This is a genomic window from Pseudomonas sp. WS 5021, assembly GCF_012985535.1.
GTDB lineage: Bacteria > Pseudomonadota > Gammaproteobacteria > Pseudomonadales > Pseudomonadaceae > Aquipseudomonas.
Window position 1 is genome coordinate 1,070,463 of sequence record NZ_JAAQWP010000001.1, and the last position, 13,930, is coordinate 1,084,392.

Genomic DNA, 13,930 nt, shown 5'->3' on the forward strand with positions numbered 1-13,930 from the left:
GGATAACCCTTAAAAGTTGTCAGTGGAAGTGAACACGCCGACGCGAAGGCCTTCGGCGGTGTAGATCTCGCGACCGTCGACAGTCACCGAACCGTCGGCAATGGCCAGGTTCAGCTTGCCCTTGAGGACGCGCTTGATTTGAATGTTGTAGGTGACTTTCTTGGCGGTCGGCAGGACCTGGCCAAAGAACTTCACTTCGCCCGAACCCAAGGCGCGACCGCGGCCCGGCAGGCCTTGCCAGCCGAGGTAGAAACCGACCAGTTGCCACATGGCATCCAGGCCCAGGCAGCCTGGCATCACTGGGTCACCTTCGAAATGGCAGGCGAAGAACCACAGGTCCGGGGTGATATCCAGCTCGGCGACCAATTCACCTTTGCCGTACTTGCCACCCTCTTCGCTGATATGGGTGATGCGATCCACCATCAGCATGTTAGGGGCGGGCAGTTGCGCGTTACCTGGGCCGAACAGCTCACCGCGACTGCAGCGCAGCAGGTCTTCCCGGGTAAAGGCGTTTTGTTTGGTCATGCGAGCTCCTCAATAATCCCATGCGGCAGGGCCGGGTAAATCTTCCCGACCGACTGAAGCGTGCTTGCCTCACGTCGGCAGCCTACAGGTAGACTATTGCGTTGTAGTGAAAGTCACAGCATCAAGGACATGAATGTACACTTGTGCACTGAAATTTTAAACCGGACTCATTTATAGGCCCGCTCGGGTGCCTAAGACTGCCGCACTTTCGTGTTTCACGCCAGTCGCAGTTGGCTGATGGTGCTGATCTAATGCACCCAGCGCTGTAGGATTTGCTGCAAATCCGTGCGTTTGAACGGCTTGGCCAGGTAATCGTTCATTCCAGCGGCCAGGCACGCCTCGCGATCGCCCTGTAACGCATTGGCTGTCAGGGCAATGATCGGCAGGTCGGCGCAGCCGGGCAATTGGCGAATCTGGCGGGTGGCTTCATAGCCGTCGATCACCGGTAGCCGGCAATCCATCAGGATCGCCGTGAAAATCAGGCTTTCGGCACTGCGAATCGCTTCGGCGCCATCGGTGGCGATGCTCACCTCGAACCCCAGGCTGCGCAGCATGGCTTGGACCACCGTGCGGTTGACCGGGTTGTCCTCCACCAGCAACACATTGCGACCTTCACCGGCACTGGCTTTGTGCTGGGTGGCTGCGGCGATCTGCGGCAGGCTCTGTTGGTAGATCGCCAGGGGGATTTCCAGGGTGAACACCGACCCCAGGCCTTCTTCGCTCTTGGCGCGCAAGGTGCCGCCCATGCGCTCGGCCAGGGTGCGGGCAATCGGCAGGCCCAGGCCGGTGCCGCCGTAACGCCTGGAGATAGAGCTGTCCGCCTGTTGAAAAGCATCGAACATCAGTTCCAGGCGCTCGGCCGAGATGCCAATCCCGGTGTCGCGCACGGTGCAGGTGAACCACAGCAGTTCATGGTCCAGGGTCTGCCAGTTGGGCTCGACGCTGACCGTGCCCTGCTCGGTGAATTTCAGCGCATTGCCGATCAGGTTCACCAGGATCTGCCGGATCCGCGTCGGGTCGCCCTGCACGCGCAACGCCTCCATGCCCGGCGGGATCGGCAGTTCCAGGACCAGCCCGCGCTGTATGGCACTGTGCTGGAAGGCCTGGGCGCAACTGTTGATCAGGTCCACCAGGTTGAACGGGATATGTTCAAGCTCCAGGGCCGAACGTTCGATACGCGAGAAGTCGAGGATATCGTTGATGACTTTGAGCAGGTGCTCGGTGGACTCCGAGGCCAGCGCGGCGTACTCGGTCTGCTCGTCTGTCATGGATGTGGTTTCGAGCAGTTGCAGCATGCCCAGCACACCATTCATCGGCGTGCGCAGTTCGTGGCTCATCATCGCCAGGAAGTCGGATTTTGCGCTGTTGGCACGCTCGGCTTCCTCGCGCGTCTGGATCAACTGGGCCATGGCCTGCTGCTGTTCGCGGCTGGCGTGGTGCAGGCCTTCGGCAAGGTTGTTGATATGCCGGGACAGATCGCCCAACTCCGAGTCGTCGACAATCGGCAGCGGGGCCCTGTAGTCACCCTGCTGGATCGCCTTGACCGCATGGCCCATGGCGCTGATCGGCTGCGACAGGCTGGCGGCCAGGCGCCGCGCCAGCAGGAAGGTAAAGAGCAGGGCAAACAGGGCGAGGATCGCGGCCTTGAAGAGGATTTCCTGCTGGCGCTGGCTGAAGGCGTCATTGGACATGCCGACGATCACCCGCCCCAGGTAGTCGGCCCGTGGCGCTTTGGATTGCGCGGTGCTGTCCTGGAAAAAATCGTTGCCCAGCTGGATATGCTGCAGACGGATCGGCGCCTGGAAGATTTTCACCGACAGCGAGCGGTCGTGCTTTTCCGATGGCTGCTCCACATACACCAGGATGTTTTCCGCGCTGTCCTGGATTTCCAGGAAGCGCACGTGCGGCGTGGCCAGGGTCGCCCGCAGCAGGCTGTCGAGCACGTCGTTGTTGCCCGAGATCACCCCGTACTCGGTGGCCGGGGCCAGTTGGTTGGCGATCAGTTGGCCGGTGTGGTCCAGTTCCTGGCGCAGATCCTGGATCCGCACGAAGGTAAAGAAGCTGATCAGCAGCAACGTCAGCAACAGGGCCGGGCCCAGGGTGATGATCTGGGTGCGGGTGTTGATATCCCAGCGGCGACGCAAGGTCATGGGTGTTTCTCCCCTTCGGCCAATCGGGTCGCGACGGCGGTCTCATCCACCTGTTCGATCCCCAGCGAGCGCGCCACTTGCGGGTTGCCCACGACTTTGAAGTGTTCCGGGTACAGCGAGCGCGGCCAACTGGCCGGCGGGCGATCGAGCAGGCGGTCAAGTACATCCAGCCAGTCGGCCTGGTCGCTGTAGGTACTGGCCAGGCTGCCGGCCCGTACGAAGCCGGCGTTGGGCCCGATCAGTGGCAACTGCCTGGCGTAGCTGCTCAGCAGCAGGTTTTTCACGGTCTTTGGGTTGTACAGCTGCGGATCATCCAGCCCCAGCAACACATCGCTGTTTTTGAACAGGTTCAGCAGCGGCCGACTGTCATTAATGTTGTCCCAGTGCTGGGCGACGATTTCCAGGCCCTGGGCCGACGCATGCTGGCGCAACTCTGGCAGCAGGAATTCGCTTTCGCTGCCGTACAGCACGCCGATACGCCGGGCCTGGGGCAGGATATTGGCGATCAGACGCAACTGCCGGTCCAGGGGCGGGTCGCTCCACAGCAGGCTGATCTTGCCAGGCACATGGTTGCCCAGGCGCTCGCGGGCTTGCAGGCGACTGATACGCAGCACCAGGGTGGCCGGGCCCTGGGGATCCTGCAGGCGCCAGTCGAGGCTGGGCGGGTCCAGCAGGACCAGGCGGGTGCTGCTCGGCAGTTGGCCAGGGGCGGGCATGTCTTGCAGGGCCTTGAAGGTGACGCTATCGGCAGGGCGTTGCTCGCGCAGGGCCTGGGTGAATGCCTGCACGCCGGGGCCATCCTCGGCGGCGGTCAGCAGGATTTCGGCGCTCCACACGGGCTTGGCCAATGCCAGGCTGGCGAGCAGCAGGCAGCGGCGCCAGAACCTGGCGCCGAAGAGGGCGGTCATCCGTGACTGGGCAGGGTTCATGTCAGAACTCTAACTCCGCACTGAAGTAGAGGACGTGGCGCTGGTCGTAGTTATTGTCGACCTGGGTGGTGGGCTGGTGGTCGAGGCGTTGTTGCAGCATGCCGGCCAGCTCCAGGTTGGCCTTGCCCAGAGCGATGCGTTTGGCGACTCGCATGTCGACCCGTTCAAAGCGATATTGATTGAGTGCATCGTTGCCATAATAGAACAGCGCGCTGGACCAGCCTTGCCCCCACTCGCGCATCCAGCCGGCCGAGCCGCTGTTGCGTGCGGTCTGTTGGCGGTCCAGCGCGTTGCTGGCGTCGGCATCCACGTAAGCATAGGTCAGGCGCAGTCGGTCGGCGGTACTCAAGTGCCAGTCCAGCTGGGTCTCGGTCCCGGTAAAACGCGAGCTGTTACTGTTGCTGGCGATGTACTGGTTGTTGCGCAAGGGCTCGCTGATCATGCCGGTGATTTCGTCATAGAACAGCTTGACGTCGAGGTTCAGCCCAATGTCGGCAAAAAAACCGTTGTAGCCCAGCTCCCGGGAGCGCATCAGCTCCTTGTCGAGGTCGCCCGGGCCCCGGGTCTTGACGAAATACTGCCCGGAGTTCTGCCCGTACACGGGGGAACTGAGGTTGGTGACCCGGTAGCTCCAGTTCACATTGTTCTCGAACATGTCCGGCGAGCGGATGGCCTCGGAGTACACCGCGCGCAGCCCATGGCGCGGATTGATCAGGTAGTTGACCGCGACCCTGGGCGTGAGCGAATTGCCGCTCAATTGGGTGCTTTCGTACATCGCCCCGCCCTGCAACAGCCAGTGTTCGCTGGCGCGCCATTCCAGATGACCGAACAGGCGCCAGGTGGTGTCGTCCAGCCGGCCATTGAAGTAGGTGTCGGAGTCGGCGCGGTCGTAGCGGTAATTCATGCCGCTGACCAGGCGCAGGCTGTCGGACAGGCTCAGGGTGTCCTGTACTTCCAGGTCGTAGCGACTTTCCTTGGTGCTTTGGTCGATGTTGCCGCAGACGCTTTCCTTGCCGCCTTGATTCCACTGTTCGATGACCTCTTGGGCCAGCGCCTGCTCGGCAGCGGAACCCTGCGGTGGAGTGCCGCCCTGGTAATCCTGCATGTGCCGCGCCAACTTTTCAGCGTAGTTGGGGTTCATTTGCCACAACTGTGTCAACTGCGGGCTGAACGAGACCTTGGCGTCACAGGCTTTCCACACCTGGCGGCGATCCCACTGCTGCGCCGAACCCTGGATATACAAGCTGTGGTCGGGATTGAAGTCGAAGTTCCAGCGCAGGGAGGCGGCGTAGTCCTTGGCGCTGACGTCGGAATCAGTCCCACCATCGGTAATCCCGGCAAACACCGGCTTGTAGGTGTACGGCCGCTGGTTGGTCCCTTCCTTGGCGTTGATCTGCCAGTCGATGCTTTGCTGCTGGTCGAGGGTCTGGCTGACTTTCAGGCTGAAGCGGTTGAGGCGCCGGCTATCGCGGTAGTCGGCACCCACCCGGTCGCTGTCAAAACCGTCGTCTTGTTGCCCGGACAGCGACAGCCGCAGGTTGCCGGTGTCCCAGCCCAGGCCCTGGCTGGCATACCAATCATTGATGCCGCGCTCGCCCCGGGTCATTTTCATCCGGGTGCCCAGGCTGTTGGCCGGCGAGCGGGTGAGGATATTGACCACTGCCATCAGCGCATTGGCGCCGTAGCTGACGGTATTGGGCCCACGGAACACCTCGATCCGCTCGATATCCTCCATGGCCACCGGAATATCGCTCCAGTCCACCGTGGCGAGGCCGGCGCGGTACACCGAGCGGCCATCGATCAGCACCTGCATGCGCCGTGCTTCGCTGGCATTGGTGCCGTGATAGTTGACGGCAGCCTGGTTGCCCGAGGTGTAGCCCACCATCATCCCCGGCACCAGGCGCAGCAACTCGGCGATATCCCGCGCGCCGCTGGCCTTGATCAGTTCGCTGTCGATCACCGTCATGCTGCCAGGCACGGCGGCGGCCGACTGCTTGAGCCGGGTCGCCGTGAGGACCTGGGGCAGCGGTTGGTTGTCGAGGAACAGATCGTCGGCCAGCAATGGCGTACTGACCAGCAGCGCCAGAAACACAGATGAACGAGGAGGAGGGCCCAAATACACGGCACGGCCTTGATAATTGCGGATAGCCGCCCATGTTAACTGAGGCGGGCGCTTTTGCCAGTCGGCGCTATCGCAATTACTGTGGTCTATCCGGCCATTTTCCGACAATCGCGGGAAATTACGGAAGGGCTGGCCGCCATCGGGCCGGCCCGTATAATGCCGCCATCGCCACTGCTATGGATTAACGGATTGCATATGACTGAACAGCGCCCAATTGCGGTCCTGGGAGGCGGAAGTTTTGGTACCGCCGTGGCTAATCTGCTGGCCGAGAACGGCCATCAGGTGCGTCAGTGGATGCGCGATCCCGAACAGGCCGAGGCCATCCGGGTCAACCGGGAAAACCCCCGTTACCTCAAGGGCATCAAGATTCATGCGGCGGTCACGCCGGTCACGGACCTGCAGGCCACCCTGGATGACTGCGACCTGTGCTTCGTCGCGCTGCCTTCCAGCGCCCTGCGCTCGGTGCTGGCGCCCCATGCCGAGCGGCTGGCGGGCAAGATGCTGGTCAGCCTGACCAAAGGCATCGAGGCCCAGACCTTCAAGCTGATGAGCGAAATCCTCGAGGACATCGCGCCCCAGGCCCGTATTGGCGTGCTCTCCGGGCCGAACCTGGCGCGGGAAGTGGCCGAACACGCCTTGACCGCCACCGTGGTCGCCAGTGAAGACGAGGCCCTGTGCGAACAGGTGCAGGCGGTGCTGCATGGCCGCACCTTCCGTGTCTATGCCAGTGCCGATCGCTTTGGCGTGGAGCTGGGCGGTGCGTTGAAAAACGTCTACGCCATCATCGCCGGCATGGCGGTGGCCCTGGGCATGGGGGAAAACACCAAGAGCATGCTGATCACCCGCGCGCTTGCGGAAATGACCCGCTTTGCGGTCAACCAGGGCGCCAACCCCATGACGTTCCTCGGCCTGGCCGGGGTGGGCGACCTGATCGTCACTTGCTCGTCGCCGAAAAGCCGCAACTACCAAGTGGGTTTTGCCCTGGGCCAGGGCTTGAGCCTGGAAGATGCCGTCACCCGCCTGGGTGAAGTGGCCGAAGGGGTCAACACCTTGAAGGTGCTCAAGGCCAAGGCCCAGGAGACCGGGGTCTATATGCCGTTGGTCGCCGGCCTGCACGCGATCCTGTTCGAAGGGCGCACCTTGAACCAGGTCATCGAGTTGCTGATGCGTGCCGAACCCAAGACCGATGTCGACTTTATTTCCACCAGTGGTTTCAACTGAGGAACGCGCGATGAACGATCCGAAAACAGCACCCAAGTATGAATCCATTGTCCTGCGCATCCTGTGGATGCTGGTGTTTGCCCTGGTCTGGCAAGTGGCGCAGTTCATCCTCGGGGCGTTGGTGGTGGTGCAGTTGATCTACCGCCTGATCTACGGCGCACCGAACCTGGGCCTGATGAACTTTGGCGACAGCCTCAGCCAGTTCCTCGCGCAGATTGGCCGTTTTGGCAGCTTCCACAGCGAGCAGAAACCCTGGCCCTTCGCTGATTGGCCAACCCCGCGCGCTCCGGAAGGCGAGGCCGCCCACAGCGTGCCGCCAGCCCCGCACCCGGTGCGCGATGAAGAGCCCAAGCTATGAAACTGTGGATATTGCGCCACGGAGAGGCCGAGTCCCATGCGTCCAGCGACGCCCAGCGCAACCTGACCGAGCGGGGCCGCGAAGAAGTGCTGCACAGCGCCGCGCACCTGATCGGCCAACCCATCAGCGCAATCATTGCCAGCCCTTATGCGCGGGCGCAGCAGACTGCACAGTTGGTGCGTGAGGCGCTGGGGTTTGTGCCAGAAATCCGCACCGTGCCGTGGCTGACGCCGGACGGCAACCCCCTGCAAGTGCTGGAAAAACTCGACACCGATGACAGTGTGCTGCTGGTCAGCCATCAGCCATTGGTGGGCAACCTGATCAGCTTTTTGCAGCACGGCCACCAGCGCCAGCCGCAACCGATGCACACCGCCAGCCTGGCGGAGCTGGAAGGGGACTTTCCGTTGGCGGGGCTGATGAGCCTCAATAGCGTCAAAAAACCCTGATTTTTCAGGCACGACACAATCACCTGTGGGAGCGAGCTTGCCCGCGAATACGGTGTATCAGTCAATGAATATATTGGCTGACACTGCGCATTCGCGAGCAAGCTCGCTCCCACACTTATTTGTGTTGTGTCAGTAAGGAACTTGCAGTGCTCCTTTGTGCATGGAATAGTCCACCAAGCAAGTGCTTGGTTGGCTACCATCGGAACACACAGGAGCGCGTCCCATGTCTGTCGCTTTTCGTTTGCCGCTGCAGGTCTTCTTTGAACGTGAGGCGCGCCATCCGCGCCAGCGCTTTCTGGTCCAGCCCCTGGGCGGCGGCGAGGTGCAGACGCTCACCTGGGGCGAAGCCGGTCACCAGGCCCGTTGTGCCGCCCATTGGCTGCGCGCGCGGGAGCTGCCCCAGGGCTCGCACATTGCCCTGATCTCGAAAAACTGCGCGCACTGGATCATCGCCGACCTGGCGATCTGGATGGCCGGGCATGTCTCGGTCCCGCTGTATCCCAACCTCACCGCCGATTCCGTGGCCCATGTGCTGGAGCACTCCGAGGCCGCGTTGGCGTTTATCGGCAAGCTTGACGACTGGCCAGCCATGGCCCCAGGCATCAAGGCCGGGCTTGCGACCATCAGCCTGCCGCTGTGCCCCGAAGGTGAGTTCGACTTCACCTGGGCCGACCTGCAAGCCTGCTCGCCGATCCAGGATGACCCCGCGCCTGCGGCCACGGACCTGGCCACCATCATTTACACCTCCGGCACCACTGGCCTGCCCAAGGGCGTAATGCATACCTTCGGCGGCCTGGCGTTCGCGGCGACCCGGGGTACCGAGCTGTTCGGCCTGGGGGAGGGCGATCGCCTGCTGTCTTACCTGCCGCTGTGCCATGTGGCCGAGCGCATGTTTGTCGAGATGGCGGCGATCTACACCGGGCAAACGGTGTTTTTTGCCGAAAGCCTCGACACCTTCCTCACCGACCTGCAACGCGCCCGGCCCACGGCCCTGTTCGGCGTGCCGCGGATCTGGACCAAATTCCAGATGGGGGTGTACGGCAAAATCCCGGAAAAACGCCTGGACCTGCTGCTGCGCCTGCCATTTATCGGAAAACGTGTCGGCCACAAGGTCCTTGCCGGCCTCGGGCTGGACGCGGTCCGGGTGGCCCTGTCCGGTGCCGCGCCGGTGCCCGAGGCGCTGCTGCGCTGGTACCAGCGCCTGGGCCTGGACGTGCTGGAGGTGTATGGCATGACCGAAAGTTGTGGTTACTCCCACGTCTGTCGCCCCGGCCAGCAGAAGATCGGCTGGATCGGCCTGCCATGCCCGGACGTGGAGGTGCGCATCGATCCGGCTGGCGAAGTCCAGGTACGCAGCGGCGCGACCATGCTCGGCTACTTCAAGGACCCGCAGAAGACCGCCGAGACCCTCACCGAGGACGGCTTCCTGCGTACCGGCGACAAGGGCGAGCAGGATGCCGAAGGCCGCTTGCGCCTGACCGGGCGCCTCAAGGAAATCTTCAAGACCAGCAAGGGCAAGTACGTGGCCCCGGCGCCCATCGAAAACCGCCTGGCGGAGCACGGGCGCATCGAGCAGGTGTGCGTGGTCGGCGATGGCCTGAGCGCGCCGATGGGCTTGTGCGTGCTGTCTGCGGTGGGTCTGCAAGAGGCGGCCAGCGAGGCCCGGCAATCCTTGCACGGCAGCCTGGAGCGCCTGCTGGAGGAGGTCAACCAGGTGCTGGATAAACATGAGCGCTTGCGTCAACTGGTGGTGGTGAAAGACAGTTGGGCCGTGGAAAACGGCTTTCTGACGCCGACCCTGAAGATCAAGCGCAACGTGATCGAGTCAACCTACGGTCCACAGTTCCAGGCCTGGAGCGCGCGCTCCGAGGCGGTGCTGTGGCAGGATTGAGCATTCAATAAAATCAATAAGGACACTGCAATGAGCCTGTGGCGCACCCTTCCCAACATCGAGCAACTCAATGCCATCCAGAAAAACACCATTGGTGAAGTGCTGGACATCCGTTTCGAGCGCTTCGACGACGAGTCCCTGACCGCCAGCATGGTGATCGACCACCGCACCCATCAACCCTATGGCCTGCTGCACGGTGGGGCCTCGGTGGTGTTGGCCGAAACAGTCGGCTCCATGGCCAGCTATTTGTGCATCGACGCCAGCAAGTTCTACTGCGTGGGCCTGGAGATCAACGCCAATCACCTGCGCGGCCTGCGGTCCGGGCGGGTGACGGCGGTGGCCCGGGCGATCCATATCGGGCGCACCACCCATGTCTGGGACATTCGCCTGACCAGTGACGAGGGCAAGGCCAGTTGCGTGTCGCGCCTGACCATGGCCGTGGTGCCGCTGGGCGAGAACCCGCCAGCGCGATAGGCGTGGCGTGAGTGTCATCATTCCTGGCAGTTACAGTCATTGCTGTAGCGACCGGGGGTGGGGACAATCGATTTCTGTTTTTGAAGATGGGCAGGCTATGTCGCAACATGTGTTTTTCACCCATGCCAATGGCTTCCCTTCGGCGACCTACGGCAAATTGTTCGCGGCCCTGGCGCCGGAGTACGCAGTGGCGCACCTGTCACAGCACGGCCACGATCCGCGGTTTCCGGTGGATGACAACTGGCAGAACCTGGTGGACGAATTGATCCACCACCTGGAACAGCAACCGGAGCCGGTGTGGGGCGTCGGCCATTCACTGGGTGGGGTATTGCATTTGCACGCGGCCTTGCGCTGCCCGCAGTTGTATCGCGGGGTGGTGATGCTCGACTCGCCGGTGCTGACCCTGGCCGACCGCTGGGTGATCCGTGCGGCCAAGCGTTTTGGCCTGATCGACCGCCTGACCCCGGCTGGCCGCACCCTGGGCCGGCGCGAAGAGTTCGCCGATCTTGAGGCAGCGCGCCAGTATTTTTCCGGCAAGACGTTGTTCCGCGGGTTTGACCCGGATTGCCTGGAGGCCTATCTGCAACACGGTTTGCACCAGGTCGGCGATCGCCTGCGCCTGCGGTTCGACCCGGCCACGGAAATCAGCATCTACCGCGGCGTGCCACACACCAGCCCTGGCCAGACTCGCCAATTGAAAGTGCCACTGGCCGTGGTACGCGGCCGGCAGAGCCGGGTGGTGATGCGCCATCACGCCAGCGGCGTCGCGCGCCTGCCCATGGGCGAGATGCTGACCATGCCCGGCGGCCACATGTTTCCCCTGGAGCGCCCGCAGGATACGGCGACCTTGATCAAGAACCTGTTCACCCGTTGGCAAGCCCGCGAGCGCAGCTGCGCATGACCGTGCCTGTCGAAGAAGTGCGCCTGAGCCTGCCGCATATCGAGCTGGCGGCCCATCTGTTCGGCCCGCAAGACGGCCTGCCGGTGATCGCCCTGCATGGCTGGCTGGACAACGCCAACAGCTTCGCGCGCCTGGCACCCAAGCTGCACGGCTTGCGTATTGTCGCCCTGGACATGGCCGGCCACGGCCACTCGTCCCATCGCCCGGCCGGTGCAGGTTATGCGTTGTGGGATTACGTGTTCGATGTACTGCAAGTGGCCGAACAACTGGGCTGGAAACGTTTTGCATTACTTGGCCACTCCCTCGGTGCGGTTGTTTCCACTGTACTGGCCGGGGCCATGCCGGAGCGCGTGACGCATTTGGCATTGATCGACGGCGTGATCCCGCCGACCGCCACCGGCGAGAACGCCGCCGAGCGCCTGGGCATGGCTTTGCAGGCGCAAATCAACCTGCAAGACAAGCGCAAGCCGGTGTATGGCAGCCTCGACCGGGCGGTGGAAGCGCGGATGAAAGGTGTGGTCGCCGTCAGCCGTGAAGCCGCGGAACTCCTGGCCCAGCGCGGCTTGATGCCGGTACCGGGCGGCTACACCTGGCGCAGCGACAGCCGCCTGACCCTGGCCTCGCCGATGCGCCTGACGGAAGAACAGGCCATGGCCTTCGTGCGCCGGGTAGCTTGCCCTACGCAGTTGGTGGTCGCACAAGAGGGCATGCTGGCCAAGCATCCCGAGCTGCTTTCGCAGCTGCCGTTCACCGTGACGACCCTTGCAGGTGGCCATCATTTGCACCTGAATGACGAGCCGGGGGCCGCTCTTGTTGCAGACTGTTTCAATCGGTTCTTCACCGCGCCTTGACTTGGCGGGGGCAACTGTCGAGGCTGGGCGGATTGAAAGGGAGTCAACCATGAACAATCCGAATACCGCGAAGGCATCCACCGGCCCAGGCGCACCGATCCGATGAGTAGTGCCAAGGGAATTATCCGTGTGCTTGGGCTGTGCTGCGTCAGCCCGTTGGTTTTCGCTGCTGATCTACCGGGAAGCCAGGATCTGCCCAGCGTGGCCCGTCAGGTGGATGCGCAGATTGTCGACTACCGTCCCGCCGAAGAAAAAGAACGCATTTACCCGATGGGCGCGATCCGCAAGATCAGCGGCCAGTTACGTTACGAAGGCCAGGCCACGGCGCGTGGTCAAGTGACCGCCATCACCTATGAACTGCCCGCCGAGCACAGTTCCAGCGCGGCCTTCAAATCCACGCGCGAGGCCTTGCAAGAGCAGGGCGCACAGTTGCTGTTCTGGTGCCAGGCCCGCGATTGTGGCGAAAGCAGCCTCTGGGCCAACGAGGTCCTGGGCAATGCCAAGCTGGTGGGCGCCGATGGCCAGCAGGAATTCCTCTTGCTGCGCCTGGCCGCCCCCCAGGACAACTCCCTGGTGGCGCTGTACGGCATCACTCGCGGCAATCGCCGGGCGTACCTGCATGTGGAGCAAATGGACGCCAGCGCGCCCTTGGGGCAATTGCTGCCAACCTCGGCCACGTTGTTGCGCGAACTGAAAAGCACCGACGAGCTGGATTTCCCCTCGCTGGGGGCTGAGCCCGACGCCACGTGGCTGACCCTGATTTCCCGTGGATTGAACCTCGATACCACCTTGCGGGTCAGTTTGAGCGGGCCCAACGCCGAAGCCTGGCGCCAGGGCCTGATCGACAAGGGCGTACGCGCGGCGCGGTTGGAAACCGCCACTAGCGAGGCCAAGGGCCTGCATCTGCAAGTGATCCGCTGATCGTTCCAGGGCGAACGGACCCGTGCCGTTCGCCTAAGCTCTTCCTCTACAGACTTTTTTCGAGAAACCACATGCTCAACAATGATCGCCTGCTGGTGCAGATCCTGCTCCTGGTGCTGTTTGGTGCCAGTTTCTGGGTGATGGCGCCGTTCTGGTCGGCGCTGTTCTGGGGCGCGGTGCTGGCGTTTGCCAGCTGGCCGCTGATGCGCCTGTTGACCCGCGCCCTGGGTGGCCGCGAGTCCCTGGCCGCCGGGATCCTGACCCTGGGCTGGATGCTGCTGGTGGCGGTGCCGCTGGTGTGGCTGGGCTTCAACCTGGCCGACCACGTGCGCGACGCCGTGGCGCTGATCAAGGACGTCCAGGTCGACGGCCTACCCGAGGCGCCCACCTGGCTGGGCTCCATCCCGTTTGTGGGAGAGCGGCTGGTGGGCATGTGGGACAGCATCGACCAACAGGGCGCAGCCTTGATGGTCACGATCAAACCGTACCTGGGGCAGGTCGGCAACTGGCTGCTGGCCCGTAGCGCGCAGATCGGCGGCGGCATTCTGGAGCTGACCCTGAGCCTGGTGTTTGTGTTCTTTTTCTACCGCGACGGGCCGCGCCTGGCGATGTTCGTCCACCGTTTGCTGGAACGCTTGATCGGTGAGCGTGCCGGGTACTACATCGACCTGGTCGCCGGTACCGTACAGCGGGTGGTCAACGGCGTGATCGGCACCGCCGCCGCCCAGGCATTACTGGCACTGATCGGCTTCCTGATCGCCGGCGTGCCGGGGGCACTGGTGCTGGGCATCGTCACCTTCCTGCTCAGCCTGATCCCCATGGGCCCGCCGCTGGTCTGGATCCCGGCCACGGCCTGGCTGGTATGGAAGGGCGATTACACCTATGCGGTGTTCCTTGGCGTCTGGGGCACATTCATCATCAGCGGCGTGGACAACGTGCTCAAACCGTACCTGATCAGCCGCGGCGGCAACCTGCCGCTGGTGATCGTGCTGCTGGGGGTATTTGGTGGCTTGATCGCGTTCGGCTTTATCGGCTTGTTTATCGGGCCGACCTTGCTGGCAGTGGCGTATAGCCTGTTGACGGATTGGAGCGCCAGCCAGGCGCAGGTTCGTCGCGAGGACAAGACAAACTGATCTCTGCT

Annotated in this window: 13 protein-coding genes; 9 read left to right on the plus strand and 4 right to left on the minus strand. The window is 63.1% G+C overall.

The annotated features are described in order from the left end of the window. Positions 1-9: 9 nt before the first annotated feature. The 4 genes from fabA to HBO19_RS05010 all read right to left on the minus strand — a co-directional run bounded on the left by fabA (position 10) and on the right by HBO19_RS05010 (position 5,726). Positions 10-525 (minus strand): 3-hydroxyacyl-[acyl-carrier-protein] dehydratase FabA, encoded by a 516-nt coding sequence (gene fabA, locus HBO19_RS04995; protein WP_003210552.1) that lies wholly within the window; start codon positions 523-525, stop codon positions 10-12. A gap of 248 nt (positions 526-773) precedes the next feature. Further along, entirely contained in the window at positions 774-2,675 is a 1,902-nt protein-coding gene (locus HBO19_RS05000; RefSeq protein ID WP_170056985.1) for an ATP-binding protein, read from the minus strand. Further along, the gene (locus tag HBO19_RS05005; protein ID WP_262381072.1) at positions 2,672-3,604 is read right to left on the minus strand and encodes an ABC transporter substrate binding protein; all 933 of its coding nucleotides are present in this window, start codon (positions 3,602-3,604) and stop codon (positions 2,672-2,674) included. Before HBO19_RS05005 ends, HBO19_RS05000 begins: the two co-directional genes overlap by 4 nt. Before the next feature lies 1 nt (position 3,605). After that, complete coding sequence (locus tag HBO19_RS05010) at positions 3,606-5,726, minus strand: TonB-dependent receptor (protein WP_169956801.1); 2,121 nt, start codon at positions 5,724-5,726, stop codon at positions 3,606-3,608. Positions 5,727-5,921: 195 nt separating this feature from the next. Here HBO19_RS05010 and HBO19_RS05015 point away from each other — a divergent pair, with 195 nt between their 5' ends. From HBO19_RS05015 to HBO19_RS05055, 9 genes are all read left to right on the plus strand, one after another. Further along, positions 5,922-6,947: an NAD(P)H-dependent glycerol-3-phosphate dehydrogenase gene (locus HBO19_RS05015; RefSeq protein ID WP_169956803.1), complete on the plus strand. Its 1,026-nt coding sequence runs from the start codon at positions 5,922-5,924 to the stop codon at positions 6,945-6,947. 10 nt (positions 6,948-6,957) lie between these two features. Next, positions 6,958-7,305, plus strand: a complete 348-nt coding sequence (locus HBO19_RS05020; RefSeq protein ID WP_038447121.1) for a DUF4389 domain-containing protein — start codon at positions 6,958-6,960, stop codon at positions 7,303-7,305. After that, positions 7,302-7,751, plus strand: coding sequence for a phosphohistidine phosphatase SixA (gene sixA, locus HBO19_RS05025; protein ID WP_169956804.1), 450 nt, complete (start codon positions 7,302-7,304; stop codon positions 7,749-7,751). The genes HBO19_RS05020 and sixA overlap by 4 nt, the downstream gene beginning before the upstream one ends. Before the next feature lie 223 nt (positions 7,752-7,974). Continuing rightward, positions 7,975-9,642 carry an AMP-binding protein gene (locus tag HBO19_RS05030; RefSeq protein WP_169956806.1) on the plus strand — a complete coding sequence of 556 codons (1,668 nt, stop codon included), beginning with the start codon at positions 7,975-7,977 and terminating at the stop codon, positions 9,640-9,642. A 30-nt stretch (positions 9,643-9,672) separates the two neighbouring features. Then, positions 9,673-10,116: a hotdog fold thioesterase gene (locus HBO19_RS05035; protein ID WP_169956808.1), complete on the plus strand. Its 444-nt coding sequence runs from the start codon at positions 9,673-9,675 to the stop codon at positions 10,114-10,116. Between the two features lie 97 nt (positions 10,117-10,213). Beyond that, on the plus strand, positions 10,214-11,017 hold the full coding sequence (locus HBO19_RS05040; protein WP_169956810.1) for an alpha/beta hydrolase: 804 nt from the start codon (positions 10,214-10,216) through the stop codon (positions 11,015-11,017). Next, entirely contained in the window at positions 11,014-11,868 is an 855-nt protein-coding gene (locus HBO19_RS05045; protein WP_169956812.1) for an alpha/beta hydrolase, read from the plus strand. The genes HBO19_RS05040 and HBO19_RS05045 overlap by 4 nt, the downstream gene beginning before the upstream one ends. 102 nt (positions 11,869-11,970) lie before the next feature. Next, on the plus strand, positions 11,971-12,789 hold the full coding sequence (locus HBO19_RS05050; protein ID WP_169956814.1) for a DUF4892 domain-containing protein: 819 nt from the start codon (positions 11,971-11,973) through the stop codon (positions 12,787-12,789). 71 nt (positions 12,790-12,860) lie between these two features. Further along, positions 12,861-13,922, plus strand: coding sequence for an AI-2E family transporter (locus HBO19_RS05055; protein WP_169956816.1), 1,062 nt, complete (start codon positions 12,861-12,863; stop codon positions 13,920-13,922). The last annotated feature ends 8 nt before the right edge of the window (positions 13,923-13,930 follow it).

Bases quoted from the DNA above. Each gene is read 5' to 3' on its own strand.
- fabA (WP_003210552.1), bottom strand. From the start codon at position 525: ATGACCAAACAAAACGCCTTTACCCGGGAAGACCTGCTGCGCTGCAGT.
- HBO19_RS05000 (WP_170056985.1), bottom strand. From the start codon at position 2,675: ATGACCTTGCGTCGCCGCTGGGATATCAACACCCGCACCCAGATCATC.
- HBO19_RS05005 (WP_262381072.1), bottom strand. From the start codon at position 3,604: ATGAACCCTGCCCAGTCACGGATGACCGCCCTCTTCGGCGCCAGGTTC.
- HBO19_RS05015 (WP_169956803.1), top strand. From the start codon at position 5,922: ATGACTGAACAGCGCCCAATTGCGGTCCTGGGAGGCGGAAGTTTTGGT.
- HBO19_RS05020 (WP_038447121.1), top strand. From the start codon at position 6,958: ATGAACGATCCGAAAACAGCACCCAAGTATGAATCCATTGTCCTGCGC.
- sixA (WP_169956804.1), top strand. From the start codon at position 7,302: ATGAAACTGTGGATATTGCGCCACGGAGAGGCCGAGTCCCATGCGTCC.
- HBO19_RS05030 (WP_169956806.1), top strand. From the start codon at position 7,975: ATGTCTGTCGCTTTTCGTTTGCCGCTGCAGGTCTTCTTTGAACGTGAG.
- HBO19_RS05035 (WP_169956808.1), top strand. From the start codon at position 9,673: ATGAGCCTGTGGCGCACCCTTCCCAACATCGAGCAACTCAATGCCATC.
- HBO19_RS05040 (WP_169956810.1), top strand. From the start codon at position 10,214: ATGTCGCAACATGTGTTTTTCACCCATGCCAATGGCTTCCCTTCGGCG.
- HBO19_RS05045 (WP_169956812.1), top strand. From the start codon at position 11,014: ATGACCGTGCCTGTCGAAGAAGTGCGCCTGAGCCTGCCGCATATCGAG.
- HBO19_RS05050 (WP_169956814.1), top strand. From the start codon at position 11,971: ATGAGTAGTGCCAAGGGAATTATCCGTGTGCTTGGGCTGTGCTGCGTC.
- HBO19_RS05055 (WP_169956816.1), top strand. From the start codon at position 12,861: ATGCTCAACAATGATCGCCTGCTGGTGCAGATCCTGCTCCTGGTGCTG.